The sequence below is a fragment of the Candidatus Laterigemmans baculatus genome, assembly GCF_010367455.1.
GTDB classification, from domain to species: Bacteria; Planctomycetota; Planctomycetia; order Pirellulales; family Pirellulaceae; genus Laterigemmans; species Laterigemmans baculatus.
Genome location: NZ_WRPR01000016.1, coordinates 1 through 24,246, shown reverse-complemented (window position 1 = coordinate 24,246; position 24,246 = coordinate 1). Strand labels below are relative to the sequence as shown.

General features: G+C 65.1%; 19 protein-coding genes. 14 read left to right on the top strand and 5 right to left on the bottom strand.

Features of this window, described 5'->3' with window-relative positions; all coding sequences use genetic code 11:
- Positions 1–148 precede the first annotated feature (148 nt).
- The 8 genes from GNK13_RS03150 (at position 149) to GNK13_RS21610 (ending at position 11,459) form a co-directional block, all read left to right on the top strand.
- Positions 149–880: an RluA family pseudouridine synthase gene (locus GNK13_RS03150; RefSeq protein ID WP_164100986.1), complete on the top strand. Its 732-nt coding sequence runs from the start codon at positions 149–151 to the stop codon at positions 878–880.
- A 181-nt stretch (positions 881–1,061) separates the two neighbouring features.
- Positions 1,062–1,856 carry a menaquinone biosynthetic enzyme MqnA/MqnD family protein gene (locus GNK13_RS03145; protein ID WP_164100985.1) on the top strand — a complete coding sequence of 265 codons (795 nt, stop codon included), beginning with the start codon at positions 1,062–1,064 and terminating at the stop codon, positions 1,854–1,856.
- Between the two features lie 184 nt (positions 1,857–2,040).
- Positions 2,041–3,189 (top strand): cyclic dehypoxanthinyl futalosine synthase, encoded by a 1,149-nt coding sequence (gene mqnC, locus GNK13_RS03140; RefSeq protein ID WP_236010418.1) that lies wholly within the window; start codon positions 2,041–2,043, stop codon positions 3,187–3,189.
- Between the two features lie 218 nt (positions 3,190–3,407).
- The gene (locus tag GNK13_RS03135) at positions 3,408–4,883 is read left to right on the top strand and encodes an SLC13 family permease (RefSeq protein ID WP_164100984.1); all 1,476 of its coding nucleotides are present in this window, start codon (positions 3,408–3,410) and stop codon (positions 4,881–4,883) included.
- Positions 4,884–5,028: 145 nt separating this feature from the next.
- Positions 5,029–6,255, top strand: a complete 1,227-nt coding sequence (locus tag GNK13_RS03130) for a cofactor-independent phosphoglycerate mutase (RefSeq protein ID WP_164100983.1) — start codon at positions 5,029–5,031, stop codon at positions 6,253–6,255.
- Positions 6,256–6,261: 6 nt separating this feature from the next.
- Positions 6,262–8,049: an aspartate kinase gene (locus GNK13_RS03125; protein ID WP_164100982.1), complete on the top strand. Its 1,788-nt coding sequence runs from the start codon at positions 6,262–6,264 to the stop codon at positions 8,047–8,049.
- Complete coding sequence (locus tag GNK13_RS03120) at positions 8,046–10,481, top strand: hypothetical protein (RefSeq protein WP_164100981.1); 2,436 nt, start codon at positions 8,046–8,048, stop codon at positions 10,479–10,481. Before GNK13_RS03125 ends, GNK13_RS03120 begins: the two co-directional genes overlap by 4 nt.
- 132 nt (positions 10,482–10,613) lie before the next feature.
- Entirely contained in the window at positions 10,614–11,459 is an 846-nt protein-coding gene (locus GNK13_RS21610; protein ID WP_235934742.1) for a hypothetical protein, read from the top strand.
- Between the two features lie 89 nt (positions 11,460–11,548).
- On the opposite strand, the gene GNK13_RS03110 is transcribed toward GNK13_RS21610, so the two are convergent.
- Complete coding sequence (locus tag GNK13_RS03110; RefSeq protein ID WP_164100980.1) at positions 11,549–12,049, bottom strand: hypothetical protein; 501 nt, start codon at positions 12,047–12,049, stop codon at positions 11,549–11,551.
- Positions 12,050–12,287: 238 nt separating this feature from the next.
- On the opposite strand from GNK13_RS03110, the gene GNK13_RS21400 reads away from it, so the two are divergent.
- The 4 genes from GNK13_RS21400 to GNK13_RS03090 are packed head-to-tail and all read left to right on the top strand — an operon-like array spanning position 12,288 to position 15,754.
- Positions 12,288–13,526, top strand: coding sequence for a WD40 repeat domain-containing protein (locus GNK13_RS21400; RefSeq protein WP_203328897.1), 1,239 nt, complete (start codon positions 12,288–12,290; stop codon positions 13,524–13,526).
- Complete coding sequence (locus GNK13_RS03100) at positions 13,498–14,430, top strand: PSP1 domain-containing protein (protein WP_315852964.1); 933 nt, start codon at positions 13,498–13,500, stop codon at positions 14,428–14,430. The genes GNK13_RS21400 and GNK13_RS03100 overlap by 29 nt, the downstream gene beginning before the upstream one ends.
- Positions 14,430–14,837, top strand: coding sequence for a Minf_1886 family protein (locus GNK13_RS03095; RefSeq protein ID WP_164100979.1), 408 nt, complete (start codon positions 14,430–14,432; stop codon positions 14,835–14,837). Before GNK13_RS03100 ends, GNK13_RS03095 begins: the two co-directional genes overlap by 1 nt.
- 23 nt (positions 14,838–14,860) lie before the next feature.
- The gene (locus tag GNK13_RS03090; RefSeq protein WP_164100978.1) at positions 14,861–15,754 is read left to right on the top strand and encodes a class I SAM-dependent methyltransferase; all 894 of its coding nucleotides are present in this window, start codon (positions 14,861–14,863) and stop codon (positions 15,752–15,754) included.
- 208 nt (positions 15,755–15,962) lie between these two features.
- On the opposite strand, the gene GNK13_RS03085 is transcribed toward GNK13_RS03090, so the two are convergent.
- The 3 genes from GNK13_RS03085 to GNK13_RS03075 all read right to left on the bottom strand — a co-directional run bounded on the left by GNK13_RS03085 (position 15,963) and on the right by GNK13_RS03075 (position 20,389).
- Positions 15,963–17,873, bottom strand: coding sequence for a hypothetical protein (locus tag GNK13_RS03085; protein WP_164100977.1), 1,911 nt, complete (start codon positions 17,871–17,873; stop codon positions 15,963–15,965).
- A gap of 156 nt (positions 17,874–18,029) precedes the next feature.
- Positions 18,030–19,208 (bottom strand): trans-sulfuration enzyme family protein, encoded by a 1,179-nt coding sequence (locus GNK13_RS03080; RefSeq protein ID WP_164100976.1) that lies wholly within the window; start codon positions 19,206–19,208, stop codon positions 18,030–18,032.
- Positions 19,205–20,389, bottom strand: a complete 1,185-nt coding sequence (locus GNK13_RS03075; protein WP_164100975.1) for a trans-sulfuration enzyme family protein — start codon at positions 20,387–20,389, stop codon at positions 19,205–19,207. Before GNK13_RS03075 ends, GNK13_RS03080 begins: the two co-directional genes overlap by 4 nt.
- 502 nt (positions 20,390–20,891) lie before the next feature.
- On the opposite strand from GNK13_RS03075, the gene GNK13_RS03070 reads away from it, so the two are divergent.
- Complete coding sequence (locus tag GNK13_RS03070) at positions 20,892–22,166, top strand: hypothetical protein (protein WP_164100974.1); 1,275 nt, start codon at positions 20,892–20,894, stop codon at positions 22,164–22,166.
- 247 nt (positions 22,167–22,413) lie between these two features.
- Here GNK13_RS03070 and GNK13_RS03065 read toward each other — a convergent pair whose 3' ends face one another.
- Positions 22,414–23,187, bottom strand: a complete 774-nt coding sequence (locus GNK13_RS03065) for a class I SAM-dependent methyltransferase (RefSeq protein WP_235934747.1) — start codon at positions 23,185–23,187, stop codon at positions 22,414–22,416.
- A gap of 83 nt (positions 23,188–23,270) precedes the next feature.
- Here GNK13_RS03065 and GNK13_RS03060 point away from each other — a divergent pair, with 83 nt between their 5' ends.
- On the top strand, positions 23,271–23,999 hold the full coding sequence (locus GNK13_RS03060) for a M90 family metallopeptidase (protein ID WP_164100973.1): 729 nt from the start codon (positions 23,271–23,273) through the stop codon (positions 23,997–23,999).
- The last annotated feature ends 247 nt before the right edge of the window (positions 24,000–24,246 follow it).

The window sequence follows — 24,246 nt, the reverse complement described above, 5'->3', positions numbered from 1 at the left end:
CGAATTGTAGCGCGTCGCACTTGACCGAATCGCTACGCAGAATAAAACAGGCACAGCGAGAGACTCGCGATGAAAACGGAGCGTGACGGATACGCTTCGCATCAGTCGTGGCCGGGGTCTCTCGTTTTTTATTGCGCGAGAGGCGTGGATGCGGATTCTGTGGGAAGACTCTTCGGCACTCGTCGTCTGCAAACCGGCGGGTCTCTTGACGCAGGGCGCCGCGGGCATCGAGACGCTCGAAACGAAGCTGCGGGCGTTTCTGAAGGAGCGCGACAGCCACCCGGGTGAACCGTACATCGGGCTTCCGCACCGCATCGATCGGCCGGTCAGCGGCGCGGTGCTGGTCGCCCGCAACATCCGAGCGACGCGGCGGTTCGGCGGCCAGTTTCAGTCGCGGAAAATCGGCAAGTCCTACCTCGCGTTGGTCGCTGGCGAAGTCGCGTTTGACGAGGGCGAGTGGGTCGATTACCTCCGCAAAATTCCCGATCGGCCCGTCGCCGAAATCGTCCCCGCAGAACACCCCGAAGCACGCCGCGCCGTGCTCCGTTATCGCGTGCTCGAGAGGCGGCGAAGCCTCCGCAGCAATGCGCCGGGAGAAGGTTCGTTGGAGGATGGTCCGGTGAGCCTGTTGTCGATCGAGCTGGAGACGGGGCGGATGCATCAGATCCGGCTGCAGTGCAGCAGTCGCGGGTATCCGATTCTCGGCGACGCGACGTATGGTTCGTCGCTGCCGTTTGGTCCCGAAGTCGAGGATCCACGGCAGCGGGCGATCGCGCTGCACGCCCGCGAGATCCGTTTTCGCCACCCCAAGAGCGGGGTGGAAGTGCGGGTGGTGGCGCCGCTCGGTGACGCTTGGCGGGGGCTGACGGAGCTGGAGTGATGGGCGAATTGGGCGGGGAAAACGCAGTCGCCTGCGGCTTGCCGTTAAACGAGCCGGGGCGGCGACGGTTGGAGGGTAGAGATGTGTTAGCATCTGCGACGAGTTTGGATGACCCTCCCCCGGCCTGAGAGCCGGAGCCTCCCGCAAGCGGGCGGGTGATGTGACTTCAGAAGGTGGCAACGTGATACGCGTCGGTGCGGTTTCTTATCTCAACACGCGACCGCTCGTCTGCGGATTGCAGGACCGGCTACGGGATGAGCTGCCGGGTGGAGGCGAGCTGTTGTTCGACTTGCCGAGCCGGTTGGCCGACCGGTTGGCGGCGAGCGAGCTGGACGTGGCGCTGATCCCCTCGATCGAATACTTTCGGGGGCGCGACTACCGGGTCGTTTCGGACGTGGCGATTGCCTGCCGTGGCCCGGTGTGGAGCGTGCGATTGTTGAGCCGGGTGCCCGTCGCCGAGATCCGCACGTTGGCGATGGACGAAGGCAGTCGCACGAGCCAGGCGTTGGCTCGAGTCCTGCTCTGGGAACAGTTTCGGCTGCGGCCCGAGACGCGTCCGTTTCCGATCACCGCGGCGGCCGAAGAAGTCGACGCCGATGCGCTGCTGATGATCGGCGACCGAGCGATGCATCCGACGACCGGAGTCTATCGCGAGATCTGGGATCTGGGTGACCGCTGGTGCCGCTGGAGCGAATTGCCGTTCGTGTTTGCGGTCTGGGTGGCCCGTGCTGGCGTGGACGTCGAACCGCTGACGCCGATCCTGGAGGGGGCGCGAGACGAGGGTTTGCAGAAGTTCGAACAGATTGCCGAAGCGGAAGCGGGTCCGCTCGGATTGACCACGTCCGATTGCGTCGCCTACTTTGCTCGGAACCTGCACTTTCATTTGGGACCGGCCGAACGCCGCGGTCTAGAGCTGTTTCGCGAGAGGGCCGCGGCGCTGGATTTGGCACCGGTGGCACCGGTGGAAGGCGGTTAGGCGGTGGAGTTGGATCGTTTCATCAGCCGCCGGGCGGTAGGCCCCGGTTTTCCCATACGCCGCGAGAACCGGACGCTAGCGCGTGGCGGCTGATTGTTCGACACCCGAAGAATCAAGGTATCGGGACGGGCGAGTGGGCCGAGCGGAAACTGTTACGACGGGCATTGGGAGAAAGGCAACAGCGATGGCGATCAAGGCGATTTTAGAGAAAGCAGTCGCGGGCCAGCGGATCAGCGCGGAGGAGGGACTGCAGCTGCTCGAGAGCCACGATCTGGCAGCGATCGGAGCGGCTGCCGACGCCGTTTCGCGGCGGCTGCATCCGGAGCCCTACCGGACGTACAACGTCGACCGGAACATCAACTACACGAACGTTTGCACGGCCGTTTGCGACTTCTGTGCGTTCTATCGCGGCCCCAAGAGCGACGAGGGCTACGTCCTGCCGCGCGAGGTGCTGCTCGAGAAAATTCGGGAAACAGCCGCGCTCGGCGGCAACCAGATTCTCCTGCAGGGGGGCCTGCACCCGGCCTACAAGCTCGACTGGTACGAGCAGATGCTCAGCGACATCAAGGGCGAGTTCCCCGAGATCAATGTCCACGGCTTCAGTCCGCCGGAGCTGTATCACTTCACCAAAGTCAACAAGCTGCCGCTCCGCACGGTGCTCGAACGGCTCAAGGCAGCCGGGCTGGGGAGCATCCCGGGCGGCGGAGCGGAGATCCTGGTCGATCGCGTGCGGAGCGAGATCACGCGCGGCAAGGTGATGACCGACGACTGGCTCGAGGTGATGCGGGTCTGGCACGAGTTGGGAGGGATCAGCACCGCGACGATGATGTTCGGCCACGTCGAGACATTGGCCGAGCGGATCGAGCATCTGGAGCGGCTGCGACAGTTGCAGGACGAGACGGGAGGCTTTACGGCCTTCATCTGCTGGACGTTTCAGCCCGAACACACCGAGATGGCGGACGTCCCGGCAGCCGGTTCGTTCGAGTATCTGAAGACTCAAGCGGTCTCGCGGCTGTACCTCGACAACTTTCCCAACATCCAATCGAGCTGGGTCACGCAGGGCTTGAAAATTGGCCAGTTGGCGATGCTGTTCGGCGCCAACGACATGGGGAGCTTGATGATCGAAGAGAACGTGGTCGCCGAGGCGGGGACGGTCCACTTCCTCACGCTGCGGCAGATTCGCGAGGCGATCGAGGAGCTCGGATTCCAGCCGCGGCAACGCGACGTCCACTACCGGTTGGTCGACGACCAGCTCGAACAGCGGGCGATCGCGGCGAATCTGGCGAGGGAGCAGGGTCAGGGTGAACGGCTGGTGGAGATCTCGGTGGGGTAAGTGGTTTGAATCAGCCGCCACGCGCTAGCGTCCGGCTGTTACCGCGTTTCCGGGAACCGGGGGCTAGCGCCCGGCGGCTGATGCATAAGGGGTCAGGCTGCAGAGGCTGACGTACGGGAAGGTCTGAGGTCTGGGAGGTGAAGTATGGCGAATCGGGATGAGCGAGTATCTTCGGTGGACTTGGCGGTCCAGCTCGTACTCTTTCTGTTAGCCTGCGGATGCTCATCGATCGACGACGTCTTACGTTCCTCGCTGCCGGCCCGATCTTCGGCGGACTTGTTTGGTGGCTCTGCGCCTCCGCCGGCTTGGCATCGCCGGCGTGCTGGTGCGCCTTCACGGCGAGCGTGTGCGCGGTCTGGTGGGTTGTCGAAGCGCTGCCGCTTCCGGCGACCGCCCTGCTCCCGTTCGTCGTCTTCCCACTGACCGGCGTTCTCGATCATCGCGCGGTGGCGAGCAACTACGGGCACACCGCGATTCTGCTGATGATGGGGGGTTTTTTCTTATCCGCCGCGATGGAGCGGAGCGGCGTGCACCGGCGGATCGCGATGGTGCTGGTCTCGGCGATCGGAGGCGGGAGCGCCGGCCGGTTGGTGCTCGGCTTCATGCTGGCCACGGCGCTGCTGAGCATGTGGATCAGCAACACGGCGACGGCGTTGATGATGCTGCCGATCGCGCTGGCCGTGCTGCAGCAGGCGCAGTCGCCGGGGCTGCGGACCGCGCTGCTGCTGGGGATTGCCTATGCGGCCAGCATCGGCGGCATGGGGACGCCGATCGGAACTCCGCCGAACGTGCTGTTCATCGCCAACTACGCTGAGCAAACCGGAGAGACGATCGGGTTTGTGGAGTGGGCCCGAATCGCGCTGCCGATCGTCCTGCTGATCTTTCCGGCCGCTTGGTTCGTGATCACCCGCGGAGTCCGCTTGCAACGCCCGGTCGTGATGCCGCCGGTCGGCCGATGGCGGCCGAGCGAGCGGCGCGTGCTGGCGGTGTTCTTCCTCACCGCCGCGGCGTGGGTGTTTCGCGAGTGGCCCGATGGCGGCTGGGCCGGCTTGGTGGGAGCGGTCGATTCGAGCGGCAACACGATGGTGGGCGACGCCACGGTTGCGCTCGCTGGAGCCCTGTTGTTGTTCCTGGTCCCCTCGGGCGAACGGCCTGAAGTAGAGCCCACCGCAGGGGAGCAAGCGGGAGAGGAACGTGAGGCACGAAAGACCGGGGAGCTCGGCAGCGAAGCGCTTTTGGACTGGGAGACGGCGACTCGGGTCCCGTGGGGGGTTCTGGTGCTGTTCGGCGGTGGTTTGGCGATCGCCGCCGGGTTTCAGGAGACGGGGCTCAGCGAGCAGATCGGCGCGTCGCTGGTGGTCCTGCAGACGCTCCCTCCGCTGCTGATCATCGGCGGCGTCTGCGTGCTGGTGAACCTGCTGACCGAGCTGACCAGCAGCACGGCGACGACCGCGCTGTTGCTGCCGATTCTGGCCGAGACCGCCCGCGCCGCGGGGCTGCCGCTGGAAGTGGTGATGATTCCGGGGACGATTTCGGCCAGCTGCGCGTTCATGCTGCCGGTGGCGACGCCTCCGAACACGATCGTGTTCGCCGCCGGCGGTTTGACGGCCACGGAGATGGCGCGGCGGGGAGCGGCGCTGAACCTGTACGCCGCGGTGGTGATCACGCTGGTCGGGTACTGGTTGCTGGGGTGAGGCGGGAGACCGGAGGCCGGAGTGCAGAAGACTCAGTACTGGGAACTGAGGACTCCGTGGTGGCCGGTTGCGGGATTCTTGGCTCGGTGGGAAACTTTGCCGCTTTCGATTTTTGAGCACCGGCGAGTGAGGGGGAGAGCAGGCGATGAAATACGCGATCATCATTCCGGATGGATGTGCCGACGAGCCGATCGAAGCGCTCGGCGGCCGGACTCCGCTGGAGGCCGCGCGGACTCCCCACATGGATCGGATCGCGGCGGAAGGGATCGTGGGGCTGAGCAACAACACTCCGTCCCACCTTCCGGCCGGTTCAGAGGTCGCTAACCTGTGCTTGCTCGGCTACGACCCGGACCGCTACTTCACCGGTCGGGCACCGCTGGAAGCTGCGGCCCAGGGGATCGAGCTCGGGCCGCATGACTGGGCGATTCGCTGCAATCTGGTGACGATCCGCGATCAAACGATGGTCGACTTCACCGCCGACCACATCAGCACCGAAGAGGCGACCGAGCTGCTCGCGTCGCTGCAAAAGATGGTCGACGAGGAGATGTTCGCGGAGCAGAACGGGCAGCTGCAGTTCGTCCCTGGAGTGAGCTATCGGAATCTGCTCCTCTATCGCGGCAGCAGCGAGCAGCCAGCTCCGTTTTCTAAGGAAACGCGGACGCACGCTCCGCATGACTGGACCGATCTGTCGGTGCTCGACGCGTTCCCCCGCGGTCCGGGCAGCGGGCTGCTGACCGAATTGATGACTCGCAGCGTCGAAGTTTTTGAAGACCATCCGGTGAACCGGCGGCGGATTGCGGCGGGCAAGCGGCCTGCCACGAACGTCTGGCTGTGGGGGCTCGGCGGCGCTCCCGCGCTGCCCTCGTTCGCCGAGCGATATGGGCCCCGCGGCGTGATGATCACGGCGGTCGATTTGCTCCGCGGGATCGCCGCGCTGGTCGGTTGGCCGCGGATCGAAGTCGAAGGGGCGACCGGCTACCTCGACACCGACTACGCCGCCAAAGCCCGGGCGGCAATTGCAGCGCTCGACGAGTATGATCTTGTCTGCGTGCACATCGAAGCGCCCGACGAGGCGTCGCACGAAGGGCGGCACGAGGCGAAGATCGAAGCGCTCGAGCAGATCGACGAGAAGATTGTCGGGCCGCTGCTCGAGCGATTGCAGGCGGCGGGCGACTACCGCGTGCTCGTGACGCCCGACCATCCCACTTTCTGTTCCACCAAGAAGCACACGCACGGGATGGTCCCGCTGGCGATCAGCGGCAGCGGCGTTACAGCGGATTCGGCAACGGGGTACTCCGAGCGTGAAGCAGCGGCATCAGGCCTGCGGCTCGAGCATGGCTGGGACCTGATGGATCGGTTCATTAAAGGTTGAGTTTGAATGTCCTTGATAGTCCAGAAATTTGGCGGTACCAGCGTCGCGGATGCGGAGAAGATTCGGGCCGCCGCGCGGAAAGCCATCCGGGCCCAGCAACAGGGTCACGGAGTTGTCGTCGTCGTCAGCGCGATGGGCAAGAACACCGATCGGCTGCTCGAGCTCGCTCGCGACGTGAATGAAAAACCGCCTGCCCGCGAGCTCGATATGCTGGTCTCCACCGGCGAGCAGGTCAGCGTGGCGCTGGTGGCGATGGCGATCGATGCCCTCGGCAGCAAAGCGGTCAGCTTGACGGGCGGCCAGATGGGCATCCGCACCGACAGCACCTACACCAAAGCTCGCATCCAGTCGATCAACACCGAGCGGATCGAGCGTTGGCTCAACGAAGGCTACATCGTCATCGCCGCTGGGTTTCAGGGGATCGACGAGGATCTGAACATCACGACGCTCGGCCGCGGCGGCAGCGATACAACCGCCGTGGCGCTGGCCGCGGTGCTCGGGGCGAGCGCCTGTGAGATCTACACCGATGTCGATGGCGTGTATACGACCGACCCGCGGGCCTTGCCCGAAGCCCGACGGGTGGAAGTGATCAGCTACGACGAGATGCTCGAGCTGGCGAGCCTCGGAGCGGGCGTGATGCACAGCCGCTCGATCGAGTTCGCCAAAAAGTTTGGCGTCCCCATCCATGTCCGCAGCAGCTTTTCCGACATCGAGGGGACGATGATCGTCGCTGAGCCGGAGAGCGAAACGTCCCCGGTTTCCGGTGCGACGCTGACCCGCGATGAAGCCCGCGTGACGGTCCACGGCGTACCCGACGTTCCGGGAACGAGTCTGGAAATTTTCTCGGGGATCGCCGCCCGCAAAATCTCGATCGACATGATCGTGCAGAACGTGGGGCGACATGGGCGAGCCGATATCTCGTTCAGCGTCCCGACGTCGGAGCTTTCGGCCACGCTCGAAGCGGTTCGCGAAGCCGCCGAACGGATCGGCGCCGAACGCGTCACCTACGATCAAGACGTCGCCAAAGTCTCGGTCGTCGGACTTGGGATGGCAAAGCAGACGGGCGTCGCCCATCAAATGTTCCGCGCCTTGGCCGACGCCGACGTGAACATCCAGATGATCACGACCAGCGAGATCAAAATCTCCGCCCTGGTCGCTCGCGACGCAGCTCAGACGGCGCTGCGAACCGTCCACCGGGTGTTCAATCTCGAGAGCACTCCGAGCGACGCCAAATCGTGGGAGCAGATCCGCGCCGAGCGGAGCGAGCGCGCCGATGTCGAGACGCTCGTCACTCGGCTCCGCGAAGACGCCCTCGAAGAGTTGACCCTGACCGGCATCGCCATGGTCGACCATCAAGCGCTCCTGACGCTCCGCGGCGTCCCCGACCAACCGGGAATCGCTGCCGATATCTTTGACGCGATCGGCAACGCGGGGATCTTCGTCGACATGATCGTCCAAGGGATCGACGCCGAGAACGGACGGACCAGCATCAGTCTGACCTTCCCGCAGGACGAGCTGCCGAGGTGCTTGGAAGTCGCCGCCCAACTCAAACAACAATATGGGCTGGAGGATTTCCACGGCACCGAAGAGATCGCCAAACTGACGGTCAGCGGGATTGGTCTGCGAAGTCACACCAGCGTCGGAACTGGCATGTTCCGCGCCCTTGCCGAGGCGGGGATCAACGTCCAGATGATCAACACCAGCGAACTGCAGGTGAACGCGGTGGTCGATGGGAAACAGGCCCAAAAAGGCTTGGTCGCTCTCGAAGCGGCTTTTGCCGAAGCGCTGCGGTGACGCCGGATCGCGGATCGGAGACAGCCGCCGAACGTCCTATTCGGCGGCTGCTGGTTCGCTACGGCCGCTCGGGCAGCGTCGCCTGGTTCGGCACAGTCCATGACCTGCAGGTCGCCCGGGGCGCGGAGGTCGTCGTCCTGACCGCCCTCGGCGAATGGCCGGGCATCGTGCTACGCTCCGATTCTCCAGCCGCTGCGTCGAGCCATGGGCCGTCGCTGTCGGGCGAATTGCTGCGGCGGCTGAATGACTCCGACCTTGGGCGGAGCGAAGAGGCGAGCCGTCGCTCGCTGGAGCTGGCCGAGCGGGCGCGGCGGGAAGCGAGCGAGCTGACCGTCGTCGACGCCGAAGTTTCGCTCTGCGGCCGCTACGGCGTCGTCTGGTTCGCCGGTCGCGGCGGTCCGGCACTCGGTCCCGCCGCCGTGCGTTTAGCCGACGCGTTGGGACTCGAACGCGTGCAGTGGCTCACGCTCGAATCTCCCACTCTCCCTGGCGACGTCGCGGGCCCCGCCGATCCGATCGCGGCCGCAGAACCGAAAAAAGAACCAGCGCCAGAACCGGGGCCAGCACCAGAACCGGGGCCAGCCCAACTGGCGCTGGCGGCGCTGCGGGCGAGGGAACCGGCGGAGCTTGGCCGGGCGGCTCGCCGAGCCCGCGAACCGCTGGGGATGCTGGGGGCGTACGTGCAAAAGCTTCGGGGCCGGTCGGGCGCAGAGACAACGCCCACCGCGGCCTCGAGCGAGCGCCGCTGGATGATTCGGATGCGGGCGACCGCCGGCGGAGTGACCTTCGGCCAACTCGCTCAACTGGCGCAGTTGGCCCAGCGGTTCGGCGACGGCTCGCTCCGGTTGACGATGCGTCAGGGGCTGCAGATGCATGGCGTTGTGCCGGGGAACGCGGACGCGCTGCTCCGAGCGATCGAAGCGCTTGCAATGACGACGCGTGGTAGCTGCGGCAACGCGTTTCGAAACGTCACCTGCTGCCCGCATCCTCCGCAATCCCCAGCGGCCGTCGCCGCCCGGCAATTGGCCACGACCATCACTCAGCAGTGGCTACCCCGGGCCGAGTGGCTCAGCTGGACCCTCGACGCGGACGATGCTGCGGCGGGGGACCCCACGGCTGAGGAGTTGCCGGCGGAGGAGTGGCGGCGGCTCGAGCTCGATACGGCCTATCCCGCGGGCTACTTGCCACACAAGTGGAAAGTGGGCGTGGCGACCGCCGAGGACAACTGCATTGACGTGCTGAGCAACGACGTGGGTCTGATCGTGCACCGCGCCAGCCCAGGGCAGGTACCGTTGGTCGACTGCTATGTCGGCGGCTCGCTCGCCTATCGGCCCGCCGAAACGGGTTCGATGGCCATGCTGGCTGAACCGCTCGGGCGCGTCGCGCTAACGGATGTCGGGGCCGTGCTTCGAGGCCTAACGCAGGTCCACCGGCAGGCTTCCACCGCGGGCTCCCGACACTGGCGACGACTCAAATACCTGGTCCGCCGGATGGGGACGCGGGAGCTGGCCGAGCGAATCGAGCAAACAATCGCTCGCCCCAGACTTCTCACCCCTATCCCCGACGAGCAACAGACTGGCGAAGCGCGGGGCAGTGGCGAAGCGCGGGGCAGTGGCCGAGAGCGAGGGGACCGTGAGGTGGCGTCGATTCGCAACTGGCCGGCTCATCCGCCGTGGACGCGGGGGCTCGACGGCGAGTGGACGCGAACGGTCGGAGTGGTCGGCGGGCGGATCCGGTTGGGCGGAAACGAGGCGGGCGAAGCATGGCTGCGGCTATGCCAGTTCGGTCGCGCGGTCAGGATCGGTCCCCGCCACACGCTGGTTATCGAAGGGATTCGCTCGGATCAGAGGGACGCGGTGGACGCGTTGATCGCCGGCCCGCTGGCCGAAGCGGCGGAGCAAGAATCGTGGGGCGACGAGTCAGGGGGCGGCGAGTCAGGGGGCGGCGAGTCAGGGAGCGGCGAGTCAGGGGGCGGCGAGTCAGGGGAGCGGGCCGGTTCCGCAAGCGAGAAAGTGGAAACCGCCCCTCGGATGCTGGCCTGCGTCGCGCTGCCCACCTGCCCGCTCGCGGTGGCCGAGGCGGAGCGGACGCTGGGGGAGTGGCGGCGAGGGCTCGAGCCGGTGGTCGAGGAGGCGGCGCTGTTCGCCTCGCGGAGCCGCCGCCAGCGGCCGACTGCGGCGGTCAGCGGTTGCAGCAACGGATGTTCGCACCCGCTGACCTCGACCGTGGGAATTATTGCGGAGGGACCGCGGCAGTTTCGCGTCTTCGCCGGAGGCAACGGGCGCAGCTTGGGGGTCAGCTTGGGGACGGTGAGCGGCCCAGAGGAGTTGGCTGAGCGGGTGCGAATCGCAGCCGACGCGTTTCTTCGGGAGAGTCGCGAAAATGAGGAATTTATCGATTGGTGGAACCGCTGCCGGAATCAAGAGAGATAGCACGAAATTTGCTTTGCCAGGCCACCTGCGTCAACTATTCTGAATAGCGTTCGCGCCGGGGGAATCCGCTGCGTGGCGGATGGTCCGCTCCGCAACCGGAAATGGATCGAGGCGCTCGAGGAAATTCACGAGATGAAGATTGCCATGACTTTTCGCACCTCCCTCACGTTTGCCGCGGCTCTAGCGGCTGTCGCCTTCACCCTCCCGGCTCAGGGTGCCGAACCCGCTGCGGCTCCGCTTGAGGCTCCGGCAGTGGTCGAATGGTTCGACGCGATGGACCAGGGCAAGGTCGACGTCAAGTTCATCCCCAAAGACGCCACCGAAGCGAACATCATCGTCAAGAATTTGACCGATGAGGAACTCGTGCTCCGCTTGCCCGAGGCTTTCGCCGCCGTGAACGTTCAGCCCCAGATGGGCATGGGCGGCATGGGGATGGGTGGAATGGGCGGCGGGATGGGCATGGGCGGCATGGGAGGCGGCATGGGCATGGGCGGCGGTCAAGGGATGGGCGGTGGTATGGGAGGCATGGGCGGAATGGGAGGCATGGGCGGCATGGGTGGCGGAATGGGCATGGGCGGCATGGGTGGCATGATGCGTGTCGCTCCTGAAAAAGCCCAGAAGCTCCGAGTTACCACTGTGTGCCTCGAGCATGACAAGCCGGAACCGCAGCCCCGGATGACCTACAAGATGGTCCCGCTCGAATCGTTCACCAGCGACGCCCGCGTCGCGGAAGTCTGCAAAATGCTCGGCCACAACCGAGTCACACAGAACACTGCTCAGGCGGCCGCATGGTTCTTCACGGACCAGATGGACTGGCAGGCGCTAGCGATGAAGAACCGGGTCGAAAGCCGCTATACCGGCAACGTTCCGTTCTTCACCCCGGTCGAGCTTCGCCAAGCGATGGCAGTGGCCGGCGAAGCGATTCGGCTCACCAACGAAGCGGACGAAGATCGTTACGCCGAGTATTCTGAGTACTGATTACGGGGTACTGAGTACTGGGTACTGAGTCATCAGCCGCCTGTGGATCGATCCCCCGGTCCGCAGGCGGTTTTTGTTTTTCAGGACGCTCAGCGGGCTTGCTGGCTGAGCTCAGCGATTGCCAACCTCCGAGCCGCTTCGCGGAGTTCTCCGGCTCGCTCGTCCGCCGCCCGAATACTCGCTTCGAGGTCGGCCCGCCGCGACTGAGCCCAGAGCCGGAATTGCCGCTCGCGATGGTCCTGCAGCGCGAGCCGTGCGTTGAGCTGCGATTCCCGCGCATCGAGATCCGAAGACCAGAGCTGCAGCCGTTCGATTAAGTCGGCCGCCTGCAAGTGGAGCAACGATTCCCGCGTCGCCATCTCCGCTTCACGCGTTTCGTCGACCACCGCCGTCGGCAACGCGGCAAGGGCTGGCGGAGGACCGGCCGCCTGTTGAGGGAGGAACGCTGGAGCATCCAGGTGGGGATGCGGCGGATCGAATCGCGTCCCGCCCTCGCCTCCCGCGGCGCGCTCCGGCTGCGGACGTAATTCGCTCTGCGGATCCGGAGGAGCTCGATGGGTGACAGCGGAGAAGGGCTCGCTCCGGTTCATGGCGGATCCGCTGCCGTCGGGTGGAAATTCTTGGGGGGGTACAGCCTCGCCATTGCTCTTCGACCGGGGGGCAGGGGCGGCTTCAACCGCGGCTGACGGAATCGGCTTGCACGGATTTTGCGATTTGTGGTGGTCCGCCGTGAGGCTTTGGGAATGCGCACGTCGGGCGGGCTGTTAAAATGGGAACCGCTGGTCCGCAGGTCTACTGTTCGATGACTCTCAACCCAGGATTATGCTGATGCACTGCTCCACCTCCCACGCGTTTTTCGGCAGACGGTTTCTGACGCCCGCTCTCGGTTCCTTGTTGGTGACCGTGGCGTTGCTGAGCGGCGTGGCGGCGGCCGATGAGGGGGCCAAGGCCGACGAAGCGGCAAAGACGGAAGCAGCCGCTGAGCCAGAGGAAGCAGCCAAGCCTGCTGAGGAAGCCAAGCCTGCTGAAGAAGCCAAGCCTGCGGAAGAAGCAAAGCCTGCGGAGGAAGCCAAGCCTGCTGAGGAAGCCAAGCCGGCTGAGGCTGCGAAGGCCGAGGAAGCAGCGATGACTGGCTGGCCTTCGCGGTGGGCGACGGCGGTTGCCGTGCAATCGGCCGACGAGCTGGTGGTCGCCACGGCCGACGGGCTGTTGCTTCGCGAGTCGAGCGTGTCGGCGACGAGTGTGTCCGACCCGTCGCAGGTGCGCGAGTTGTATCGGCACCCGGTCAGCGTCTGGGCGGTGGCTCTCGGAGAGGGGCTGGTTGCCAGCAGCGATTACCGCGGGAACTTGGCGGTGATGAAACGCGATTCGGGCGAAATGACCTTGCACGAAGGAGTCTTCGAGCGGTGGACGCGGGCTCTGGCTTTCGCTCCCGACGGCAAGCACCTCGTCGCGGGCAACGAAGCGGGTAAAGTCTTCGCGTGGTCGGTCGAAACAGGTCAAGTCGCGAAGTCGGCCGAGCTGGATGCGGTCCAGATTTACGGGCTCAGCTTCTCTCCCGACGGCAAGACGATCGCGGTCAACGACGGAGCGGGGCACATCCACTTGCTCTCTTGGCCCGAGCTGACCGCTGGACGGGAAATCGCTCTCGGCGAACAACCGCTGTGGGCCGCTGCTTTCGCGGCCGACGGGCAATCGCTGATCGCTGGCGGCAACGAGCGGAAGCTGTGGCGCGTCGGTTTGGCGGAGGGGGCGGAGCCTGAAATCCTCGCCGAGACCTCGGACTGGATCACGGGGATCACCGTCAACCGGGAGAGCGGTGTCGTCGCCGCCTGTACCCTCGACGGAGGCGTGTGGACGATGAGCAGCGCGGCGGCGAAAGCGGCTGAGAAGGCGGCGCAGCTCCCGAGCAGCGGTTGGGGGATTGCGATGCCCGCGCCCGAACGGATCGTCGCCGCCACCCGCAAACACGCGGTGGCCACGCTGAGCCGAGCCTGGACGATCGACTTCGCCGAGGAACCGGCGGAAGCGGCGAGCGATGCACCTGCTGGCGAAGGATCGGAGTGAGCGGATGACCGCGGGCGAAGAAGGAGATTCGAAGGGAGAGGGCGGGCGGTACGTCGTCCGCTGCGGGGCGATGCGATTGCTCTGCGTGCTCGATGCCGCGGAGCCTTACCGCTATGGTGCGCGGGTGATCTGCCGGACCCCGCGGGGGCTGGAGGTCGGCGAAGTGCTGTGCGAGGCCACCGAGGCGACGCTCGCGCACCTGCACGATCCCCAGCTTGGGGCGATCCTGCGAACGATGACCGATCAGGACGAGAACGAGCTGGCCCATCTGGATCAGAAGACGGCCGCGGAGTTCGAGGTCTGCCAGCGGCACATCGACGGGCTGAACCTGCAGATGCAGTTGGTCGACGTCGAGCATCTGTTCGGCGGCGAGCGGATCGTGATCTATTACTTGGCGGAGAAGCGGGTCGACTTCCGCCAGTTGGTCCGGCAGCTCGCCAGCCACTTTCAAACACGCGTCGAGATGCGGCAGATCGGCGTCCGCGACGAAGCCAAATTGCTAGCCGACTATGGCGACTGCGGCAAACCGGTCTGCTGCAACACGCATCTGACGCAGATGCCTCCGGTCTCGATGAAGATGGCCAAGCTGCAGAAAGCGACGCTCGATCCGGCGAAGATCTCGGGTCGCTGCGGAAGGCTCAAGTGCTGCCTTCGCTACGAGTACGATACGTACGAAGAACTGCGCCGCGAGCTGCCGCCGGCAGGCTCGCATGTGGTTACCGAGAACGGCCGGGCGACGGTCCTGCATCAAGAGATCTTGTCCCAACAGCTCCTGGTGCAAACGGAAGACAACCGCCGTATCCTGATCTCCGCGGCCGACGTGCTCAGCGTGACACGACGCGGCGGTGGCAAGCGAAGCGGGGGGCCGTCCGCTCCCAAAACTAACCCGACCGAGAATGGATGATGAATGCAGCGCAACGAGCGATGGAACGGCTGCTCCGGCGTGATACCCGATACAAACTGGAAGCGTACGTGTTCGTCCGAGACGCACTGGCGTACGCCCATCGCACGATGGCGGTCGACCCCTCGGCTGGACCAGAAGAGGAGGACGCGCGGCACCTCTCGGGTCAGCAACTGTGCGAAGCGTGCCGGCTGTATGCGCTCGACCAATTCGGCTATCTCGCCCGCATCGTGCTGGCCAGTTGGGGATTGAAGTCGACCAGCGATTTCGGAGAAGTCGTCTACAACTTGATCGAGATCAAGCACATGCGGAAAAGCGACACCGATCGCCGCGAAGACTTTGACAACGTCTACGCTTTCGAGGAAGCGTTCGAACCGAAGTTCGAGCTGCTTTCGCCCGAAGAGGCCTGATCCCCGAACCCGGACCTGAAGCCATGACTCGACCCTTCTCGCTGCGGGCTGCCGCTCTCCTGTTGGTCGCCTGCAGCGCGACGCGCTGGCTCGCTGCGGCACCTCCCGCCGCTGCCGAAGCGCCCGCCGCTGCCGAAGCGCCCGCCGCTGCCGAAGCGCCCGCCGCTGCCGAAGCGTCCGCCGCTGCCGAAGCGTCCGCCGCTGCCGACGCCCCTGCGGTGGCTGCGGAAGAAGCCCGACCTGTCGAGGAAGCCCCCCGACCGGTCGAAGAAGCCCGGCGAACTTACCTGGGGCGGGTCGTCGCTGCTCCGATGTCCTACCACGGTGCCGCTTGGCTGATCCGCGACGAGCGGAACCGCGAGGAGGCGACCGACCGAGTGCTCGAAGCGCTGGCGCTCCGCGAGGGGATGGTTGTCTGCGACATGGGCTGCGGCAACGGCTACTATTCGCTGCCGATGGCCCGCCGCGTGGCTCCCACCGGTCGCGTCTTGGCCGTCGATATTCAGCCGCAGATGTTGCGGATGCTTCAGGCTCGCGCCGAGCGTGCCGGGCTGGAGGTCACCGAACCGATCCTGGGCGAGATCGACGACCCGAAGCTGCCGGTCGGTGAACTCGATCTCGTGCTCATGGTCGACGTCTACCACGAGTTCTCGCACCCCGAATCGATGCTGTGGTCGGTCCGCCGCTCGCTCAAGCCCACCGGAGTCGTGGCCTTGCTCGAGTACCGCGAGGAGGACCCGAATGTCCCGATCAAGCCGCTGCACAAGATGAGCAAGTCGCAGATCATGAAAGAGTACGAAGCCAACGGCTTCAAACTGGTCCGCGAGTCGAACGAACTCCCCTGGCAGCACCTGATGTACTTCGCCCGCGACGACAGCCCGCTCAAGGCCATCGAGCCAAGCGTCTGGAGGCCGTAGGGGAGGGGCAGCATCGATCAAATCAGCCGCCACGCGCTAGCGTCCGGTTTCCACGGGAGTTTCGGGAACCGGGGGCTAGCGCCCGGCGGCTGATGAGGATCCCGTTTGCCGCGATCATCCGCTGCGCAAGCGAACGGTAATCCGCAGCCTATTTACCCTCCCCGCTCGTTCCTCGCGACCCTCCCGGAGGGAGGGTGATGGGTTGGCCTCAGGCGGTGACGGCGGTGCCGCGTTGGGTGGAGACGAGGTTGCGGTAGCGACGGATCAGCCGCGAGATCGCGATCCCCATGTAGATGTTGCCGATGATCGATAGCAGCAACATGAACATGAACAGCGGCTGAGTTTTGACGGTCGCGTCGCGGCTTTTGCTCGACCTGCTGCGTTCCTCCAGATCGCGATCCGCATCAAAGTCGCTGGGGCTTTCGCTCCGCGTCGATCGGGGTTCCGGAGCCGCTGGCGTGGGCCCCGCGGTCGACGGAGTCGGCGTTGCCGCGGGAGGATTCTGTGCGACCCGTGGATCGGGTTGCCAGCTTCCCGCCGGGGGCTGATTCACCGGCATCTGCGGATTTGCAGGGGACTGCGGATTTGCGGCGGGGGGCCCGTACGGCGAATAGTTAGGACTGTAGTTCGGGGCCGAGGTGTAGCCGCCGGTGTAGGGACTTGCCCCGCTCCGTGGATCGTAGTTCGGGTCGTAGCCCCAACCGCTCCGAGCGTCGCCGCTGGCCGGTGGAGTCGTCCGCGACGCCGGCGGGTAGCGGTCGGCCAACGAGTCTTCGTAGAGCGGGCGTCCGGGCCGTGGAGCCGTCGGCTGAGCCTCCCGGGCCTGCTGGACTTCGCGGGCCTGCTGGGCCTCCCGGGCCTGCTGGGCTTCGTGGGCTTTCTCCGCCTGTTCCATGCGCCGGACGTAGTCGACGATCAAAGGGTACCGTTCGTCGTTTTCGTACAACGGCTGATTGGTGCGTTTGTCGTAGGCGTGGCCGCTGGCGTTGATCCCGACTTCTTCGAGCAACCGGCGGTCGGCTTCACGCTGCCGCTCTTCGGCTGTCATGAACTCGCTCCCTGCCGAAGACGAATTGCCGTTGCCGGAAAGCGACGGCGGGTTACTGGGTGAGCTCCGATCATCGCGGGGGAGCGACCAGGGGCTGGACGCGGAGCTGGGAGCGGAAGCCGCATCATCCTGACGCCCCGCGGGCGGAGTTGTCGTCGAGGCGTGTGAAGCGGGGGGATACGCGGTCGAAGAACTCGCCGCGGAAGGATCGTTGGCCATCGAACCGGTCCCCGCGGACCCTGTCGCCGGAGAGGTGTTTGCCGGAGAGCCGCCTGCTGGAGAGCCCGTCGGCGGGGAGCCTGCCGCGGAAGGGGTCGACGACGCGCTGCCGCTATCGGTCGAGGAGCGGTCGCTGGCGGTGGGGCTTTGCGGACCGGAGAACCAGCGATTGTCGCGGGTTCCGTCGGCGGCGGCGAACCCGGTGGCGGGAGGATTCGAGGCGGTGGAGCCAGGGGCGGATGGCGTGGAAGTTGACCGTGAGGTCGAAGGAGCGCCGCTCGCGTTACTGGGGCTGCTGGCCGAGGTCGACGGGGCAGCGGAAGAACCGCGGCTCTGCGTCTCAAACCCAAACCCGTTGAACTGGCTCGTCCCGTAGCTGTTCGCCGCGGCTCCGCGAGGCGGCGTCTCGACTCGACTGCCGCGATCGGGAGCAGACGAGCTGCCCATATTGGGAACGCCGAACCCGTTGGCGTCTCCCTGAGCCCGCACCGTTTCATCGGGGCTCGGCAGATAGACCTGCGAGGCCTCATCGGCACTCGTCTCATCCGCTGGCGAATCGGCGGCTGAGGTCGCTCCGGCTTCAGAGGGCGATTCAGCGTCTGGGGGCGTGTCGACCAGCGGGGGCAGATCGGGTCGAGGCAGCGGATCGTCTCCGACCTTGACCACGACCGAGGTCACGCGTCCGCGGAGCGATTCCGGGAGTTGGCTGGTGATCTCGCCGGTCCGCTCGACTTCGTGGAGCTGCTCGGCGGGGACTTGAATGATGTAGCGATAGCCGTCGCGACCGTCGGACTCCCATCCGGCATCCACGGTAACGACAGCGATAGCCAGCAGCAGCGGAGCTCCGCCCATCGGATCCTTCCTGTCTGGTAGCGGTCCGTCGACGCTTCGAACGCGTGGGGGTCGATTTTTGGAGCGTCCGAACGCAACCCGCCTAAGTATACAAACTGCCCTATCCTAGCGGGCCGGACGAAGATTGGTAAAGAGCGGAACGCGGAGGCGAGCGACTTAGCCGATCTTGCCGAGCGCCTGCTCGAGGTCCGCCCGCAAGTCGTCGACGTCTTCGAGCCCGATCGAGAGCCGGATCAAGCCGTCGCTGATCCCGAACCGAGCGCGATCCGCGGCATCGTAGCTGGCGTGCGACATCGAGGCCGGTTGTTCGATCAGCGATTCGACCGCCCCGAGGCTGACGGCCAGTCCAAACAGCTCGGTTGCATTGCAGACTCGTTTGGTCTGTTCGAACGAGCCGTCGACTTCGAAGCAGAGCATCGCGCCGAAGAGTCCGCCGAACTGCCGAGCGGCCGTTTCATGCCCGGGGTGCTCCGGCAGGCCGGGGTAGAGCACGCGGCGGACTCGCGAATGCTGCTGGAGCCACACCGCCAGCTCCATCGCCGATCGCGATTGCTCGCGGACGCGGACGTCGAGCGTCTTGAGGCCGCGGCTGACCAGGAAACAGGTCATCGGATCGAGGACCGCTCCGGTCGCGTTCTGCACGTAGTACAAACGGTCGAGCAGTCCCTTGTCGTGCGTCGCCAGAGTGCCGCCGAGGCAGTCGCTGTGCCCGCCGAGGTACTTCGTCGCCGAGTGCATCACGATGTCGATGCCGAACTCGAGCGGCCGGACCAGCACGGGCGAACCGAACGTGTTGTCGACGCCGATCAACGCATCGCGGCGGTGGGCGATTTCAGCGATTTCGGTGAGGTCAGGGATCGTGAACAGCGGATTGCCGATCGTCTCGGCCCAGACCAGACGCGTTTCGGGCCGCATCGCCGCTTCGACCGCCTCCGCGTCGGTCATATCGACCAGGCTCACCGAGATCCCAGCCCGTGAGCAGATCTTGTGAAACAAGCGATAGGCACCGCCGTAGAGGTCGCAACCGGCGACGATGTGATCGCCCGATTCGAGCAGCATGGTCACGCAGTGGATCGCCGCCATTCCGCTGGAGAAGGCGAGTCCGCCACAGCCCCCTTCGAGCGAAGCGAGGCTCCGCTCGAGCGCCGCCCGGGTGGGATTGCCGCTTCGCGAGTAGTCGAATTCGCCCCACTCGCCGGCACCGGGCTGACGAAACGTCGAAGCGAAATGGACTGGCGGGATCACCGCCCCGCTGGCCGGATCAGGCTCGTTGCCGACGTGGATCGCCCGCGTGCGAAACTTCAGGTTTTCCGACTTCCTGTTGCCACTGTTCATGCTTCGAGCGCCGCCCCAAGATCCTCGATCAGATCCTCCGCGTTCTCGATCCCGCACGACATCCGGATCATGTTGTCGGGAATGCCAAAGCGGCAACGCTCCTCGGGCGTGCAGTTGTAGTAGCTCATGATCAAGGGCTGCTCGATCAGCGACTCCACGCCACCGAGGCTCGGAGCGATCCGCGCCAGCTTGACCGCGTCGACAACGCGGGCCGTCTCGCGCCAATCGGCGTCCTTGACCAGGAATGAAATCAGTCCGCCAAAGCCCTGCATCGTTCGGCACGCGACGTCGTGCGTCGGATGCGAGCTGAGCCCCGGGTAATAGACCCGCTCGACTCGCGGGTGCCCGGCCAGAAACTCGGCGATCCGTTGTCCATTCTCGTTATGCCGCTGCATCCGCAGCTCGAACGTTTTGAGCCCCCGCTGGAGCAGATACAGGTTGTGGGCCGAGTTGATCCCCCCCATGATCCCGCGAAGATTGCGGACCGGCTCGAGCTGTTCACGGCTGCCGCAGATCACTCCGGCGAGCAGATCGTTGTGGCCTCCGAGATATTTTGTCGCCGAGTGCAGGACGTAGTCGACGCCGAATCGCAGCGGCTGGACGTTGAAGGGAGTCGCCAAGGTCGCATCGATCAGCGTTTCGACTTCGTGCGATTTGCCGAGTGCCGCGAACTGTTCGAGATCGACGACCGTCAGGTGCGGATTGGTCGGCGACTCGCTGATCAACATCCGCGTTCGGTCGTTGATCGCCGCCTCCATTGCGGCAAAGTCGCCGGTGGGGACTTCGCGGGTCACGACGCCGAAGCGGCTGAGGTGTTTTGCGCAGAACTCGCGGCTGCGGCGATAGCACTGATCGAAGAACACGATCTCGTCGCCGCTGTTGAGCTTCGACATCAGCAGCCCGACGATCGCTCCCATACCGGTGCCAAAGACGACGGCGTCCTCGGCCGCGTCGAGCGCCGCCAGCTTCCGCTCGACCGCCCGTTCGTTGGGGTTGCCGTAGCGGCCGTACTCCTCGCGGTCGGCACGTCCCTCGACGTAATCGAGCAACTCGTCGGTCGAATCAAACGCGTAGGTCGAAGCGCAAAAGATCGGATCGGAGATCGAATCGCCCGGCTTGTGCTTCAGCTCGCCACCGTGGACAGCCAACGTCCCGGCGCCACGGTGCTCGGCAAGGGGCATTTGCGCACCAGGTGTCCTGCGGCCAGCGGGGGTGTGCGACGATGAGTTTTTCGAAGCAGACGTCTTACTCGGCACGGACTCGACAGACTTTGACGGCGTGGGGGGGACGGGTGTATCGATAGCCATTTTTCCCTGCAGGCGCATCAGGAACGGAGTGAGATCCGCGTGAAAACAGGCGGTTCAACAGAGATGCCGCGAACGAAATAAAGACCTCGCGGCTGCTCACTCTCAAAGCTGGCTCTTTAGCAGTTAAGGCTGCAAGCGGCCGCAAAACCCTGTAGGATTACTCTAACCGCGGGTCGCCTTCGGGGCAACTCGCTGCGGATCTGGGACGCTCGTTTCTCACCTCGGCTGCCGTCGAAGCGAACAAAACCGTCAAAGGGACCGGATGTCGAACAAACGGATGTTCCCTCGCATTCCCCGCACTCTTCCAGCTCCCCCGCTCCCTGCCAGCGCATTTTCTGCCAGCACACTTCCGTCCCACTCGCAAGCTCGGGTGAGCATGCTGCGGACGTTGCTGCCAAGTTTCTTCCTCGGCAGCTGTGTCTTCCTGAGCTGCGGCTTGATCGGCCCAGGGGCCAGTTCGCCAGCCTGGGGACAGGAACCGTCTCCAGCCTCCCCCCCTGCGGCCAGTGCAGACGCTGACAGTGAAGCGACCGCGAACGAAGATGCCGAAGCGGCTGCGGTGGCCTCGCGCGTCGATGCGCTGATCGCGGAACTCGGCTCCGGCTCCTTTCAAACTCGTGAAGCGGCCACGGCCGAATTGCTTGCGATCGGTGTTCCCGCCCTTGCGACGCTGAGCCAAGCGAGGAAGGAGGAGGATCCGGAGGTCCGGCAACGCATCAGCATGATCAGCCAGCGTCTGGCTCAGGATGATTTGGAGGCGCGGATCGAAGCGTTTCTGTCGGCGGCCCCCGGCGCCTCGCTCCCGGGCTGGGATTATGCCCGCAAGCAACTGGGCGATCGGCCAGTGCTCCGCGAATTGTTCGTCGAGATCACGCGGAAACACCCCAAGTTAGCCGCCTCGCTCGAAGGTTCGCCCCGGGACCGCACGATCGCGCTTCAGGAGGCGAGCACGCAGATCAACATGTCGATGATTGGGATCGCGTCGCTGCCGAATTTTTCCGACGCGATCGCCCTGTTGCTCGCCGCGGTGGCTCCCGACACCCCACCCACCGAAGCGGTCGATGCGACGATCCTGCGATTGTTCACCCGTCGCGAGTCGACCGTCGCGCTGCAGGATGCGGAAGTGTCGAATCCGCTGCGGCGGTTGCTCGGCCAGTGGATCCCGCAGGTCACCAAACCACGGCGGGCCGAAGCAATGTTCTTCTCCATGCAGTGGAACATCGATGAGGGATTGCTGCTGGCAACGCAAACCATTCGCGAGGCGGACGACATCGAAACGCTCGAGTTCGCTCTGCAGACGGTCGCTCGCTTCGGCAGCCCGTCGGACGCCCTGATGCTCAAACCACTGCTCGACGACGAGCGACCAGCGGGTTATGCGAGCCTCGACTTGAGCGGGCGTCCCCTCCGCACCCAGGTTGGCGACGTCGCGATGGCGGCGATCGGAGTCATCAACGGCAGGAAGCTCCGCGATCTCGGCTTCCCCATGGCGGAGACCCATCCGCAAGTCGGCTTCAACGTCGAGACGCTCGGCTTCCCGATCGGCGAAGCGGGCAACGAAGCCCGTGCCCGAGTCCGCGAGGAGATCGCCCCCCTGGTCCAAGCGGTCGAACGCAAAGAGGACATCGTGCCGCGAGCCGAGCGTGCGAAGTAAGTCGCGCGCTTTCGTGCGCCATCGTACTCGTACTCAGCGCAGCGGTACTCGTACTCGTACTCGAAAAGCTCGGAGACGTTGGTAGGCCCCACAAACGCACCTCTTCGTGATCGCCCGAGTACCGCTTCGCTGAGTACGAGTACCGCTTCGCTGAGTACGAGTACCGCTTCGCTGAGTACGAGTACCGCTTCGCTGAGTACGAGTACCGCTTCGCTGAGTACGAGTACGAGTACGAGTTTAGGAATACTTACTTCCGTCGCAGCACGAACAATGCGTCGGTCAGGTCGTCGTCGAGCTCTCGCGGCTGGTCGATGTCGTAGTCGAAGTCGAAAATTCCCGCGACTTCCAGCGTGGGCACGGCGGCGAACAGCTCGGCGACTTGGCTTGCCGTGTAAAGCCGCTGGGGGTATTCGGTGCGACAGCGAACGGTCTTGTCTCCGGAGCGAGCGAGCAGCGAGACGCGAATTTGTTCCTGGCGACGGCTGCGATCGAACTCGATCACCTTGAGCGTCACTGAAACGCTGGTTCCTCCGTGGGCTGCCCGCCAGCGTTCGGTGCACTCCTCGTCCGCGTCGAGCGGAATGATGTGGAAACCGAGGATGTACAGCCCGCCCGGCCGCAAACTGGCGGCGACCGACTCCAAATGCCGCTCGGCGTCCCCCGGAGCGGTCAGATGGCGAAAGCTGTTAAACGTGCAAAAGGCGGCGTCGAAGGGCTGGGGAGGCTGGAAATCGACCATATCCCCTTCGACCACTTCGGCCGCTAACTTCCGGCGTCGCAGTTTGCGGCGGAGGTAATCGAGCGAGGGTCGGTTGAGGTCGAGCCCCGTGACCTGGTAGCCTCGCGCGGCCATTCCCACCACCAACCGACCGCTCCCGCAGCCCGGTTCGTAGAGGGTTCGCACTGGGCCGTCGGCGAACCGCTCAAAAGCGGCTTCGAAGAAATCCAGTTCCGCTGGCGTTTCGTCGCGAAATACGAGATCGAAATACTGCGGGTAGTCGTACCAATTTTCCAGCTTCATGGTCTTCAAAGCGACTGAATCGAGGCTCTCACGTGTTCGGTTGGTTTCGCCGATCCCGGCGTCGAAAATTGATTGCCGAAAGGATGCCCCCGAATTGGTCGGCGATCCTCCGTCACAACGTCTGGCAGTACGAGCGGCTCGACCGCAAGCAGCGCGAGCGACTCGATGCCTGGGTTCGCGTGTTCCACGCCGAACGCAACTGGGAAGGCTGCGACGGGCTGGAGTTGACCGACGAAATCCGCGTGACGATTGCCGGGCAAGCGGGTCTGATCGTTCTCGGGCACGAGGACTGGTACTTCGACCGCACGCCGAGCATCCTCGTCTACCCCGACGACTACGTAGCTCGCGATGTGGCTCGACCGGCAGGCGGCGGATTGACGATTGTCGGCGACGAGTCGCGGCTCGGCGAAGCCTGGTACCGGGGACCGGTGATCCTTTCGTGGCCCGACGTGCTCGAAGGCGGGCAGAGTTCCAACGGTGGGCATAACTTAGTGATTCACGAATTCGCTCACCAGTTGGACATGATCGGGGATCCGGAAGCCGATGGCGAACCGCCGATGCCCGACGTCGAAACCGCCGAGTACTGGCGGGAGATCGTCCCCGAGGAATTCGAACGGCTCTGTCGCGCGTGCGGCAGCGGTCAACCGACGCTGCTCGACTGTTACGGCGCGAGCAGCCCGGCCGAGTTTTTTTCGGTGGCCAGTGAAGTCTTCTTCCAACGCCCCGCGGCGCTGCGCGTTCGGCACCCTCAGTTGTACGAAGCCTTCCGCCGTTTCTATCGCCTCGACCCCGAGCAGTGGTTGGGGGCATGACCTTCTATAAATCAGCCGCCCTTCACCGTTACCCTCCTCCCGGGAGGGTCGGGCTCTCAGGCCCGGGGAGGGAGAGCAATCCCCAACGCTTGCGCCGAAGGAGAAGTTCCGTCTACGGAAACCCTCCCCGCTCGTTCCTCGCGACCCTCCCGGGGAGGTCGTGCAGTTTTCCGGTCCCCTCTCCCCCGCGGCTTGGCTGCGAACGAAAGTTCCGCAGCCAAGCCGTGGGGGAGAGGGTTAGGGTGAG

What these genes read in the sequence shown, in the direction of transcription:
- GNK13_RS03150 (WP_164100986.1), top strand. Translation starts at nt 149, where the DNA reads ATGCGGATTCTGTGGGAAGACTCTTCGGCACTCGTCGTCTGCAAACCG.
- mqnC (WP_236010418.1), top strand. Translation starts at nt 2,041, where the DNA reads ATGGCGATCAAGGCGATTTTAGAGAAAGCAGTCGCGGGCCAGCGGATC.
- GNK13_RS03135 (WP_164100984.1), top strand. Translation starts at nt 3,408, where the DNA reads ATGCTCATCGATCGACGACGTCTTACGTTCCTCGCTGCCGGCCCGATC.
- GNK13_RS03130 (WP_164100983.1), top strand. Translation starts at nt 5,029, where the DNA reads ATGAAATACGCGATCATCATTCCGGATGGATGTGCCGACGAGCCGATC.
- GNK13_RS03125 (WP_164100982.1), top strand. Translation starts at nt 6,262, where the DNA reads ATGTCCTTGATAGTCCAGAAATTTGGCGGTACCAGCGTCGCGGATGCG.
- GNK13_RS21610 (WP_235934742.1), top strand. Translation starts at nt 10,614, where the DNA reads ATGAAGATTGCCATGACTTTTCGCACCTCCCTCACGTTTGCCGCGGCT.
- GNK13_RS03110 (WP_164100980.1), bottom strand. Translation starts at nt 12,049, where the DNA reads ATGAACCGGAGCGAGCCCTTCTCCGCTGTCACCCATCGAGCTCCTCCG.
- GNK13_RS21400 (WP_203328897.1), top strand. Translation starts at nt 12,288, where the DNA reads ATGCACTGCTCCACCTCCCACGCGTTTTTCGGCAGACGGTTTCTGACG.
- GNK13_RS03100 (WP_315852964.1), top strand. Translation starts at nt 13,498, where the DNA reads ATGCACCTGCTGGCGAAGGATCGGAGTGAGCGGATGACCGCGGGCGAA.
- GNK13_RS03095 (WP_164100979.1), top strand. Translation starts at nt 14,430, where the DNA reads ATGAATGCAGCGCAACGAGCGATGGAACGGCTGCTCCGGCGTGATACC.
- GNK13_RS03090 (WP_164100978.1), top strand. Translation starts at nt 14,861, where the DNA reads ATGACTCGACCCTTCTCGCTGCGGGCTGCCGCTCTCCTGTTGGTCGCC.
- GNK13_RS03085 (WP_164100977.1), bottom strand. Translation starts at nt 17,873, where the DNA reads ATGGGCGGAGCTCCGCTGCTGCTGGCTATCGCTGTCGTTACCGTGGAT.
- GNK13_RS03080 (WP_164100976.1), bottom strand. Translation starts at nt 19,208, where the DNA reads ATGAACAGTGGCAACAGGAAGTCGGAAAACCTGAAGTTTCGCACGCGG.
- GNK13_RS03075 (WP_164100975.1), bottom strand. Translation starts at nt 20,389, where the DNA reads ATGCCCCTTGCCGAGCACCGTGGCGCCGGGACGTTGGCTGTCCACGGT.
- GNK13_RS03070 (WP_164100974.1), top strand. Translation starts at nt 20,892, where the DNA reads ATGCTGCGGACGTTGCTGCCAAGTTTCTTCCTCGGCAGCTGTGTCTTC.
- GNK13_RS03065 (WP_235934747.1), bottom strand. Translation starts at nt 23,187, where the DNA reads ATGAAGCTGGAAAATTGGTACGACTACCCGCAGTATTTCGATCTCGTA.
- GNK13_RS03060 (WP_164100973.1), top strand. Translation starts at nt 23,271, where the DNA reads ATGCCCCCGAATTGGTCGGCGATCCTCCGTCACAACGTCTGGCAGTAC.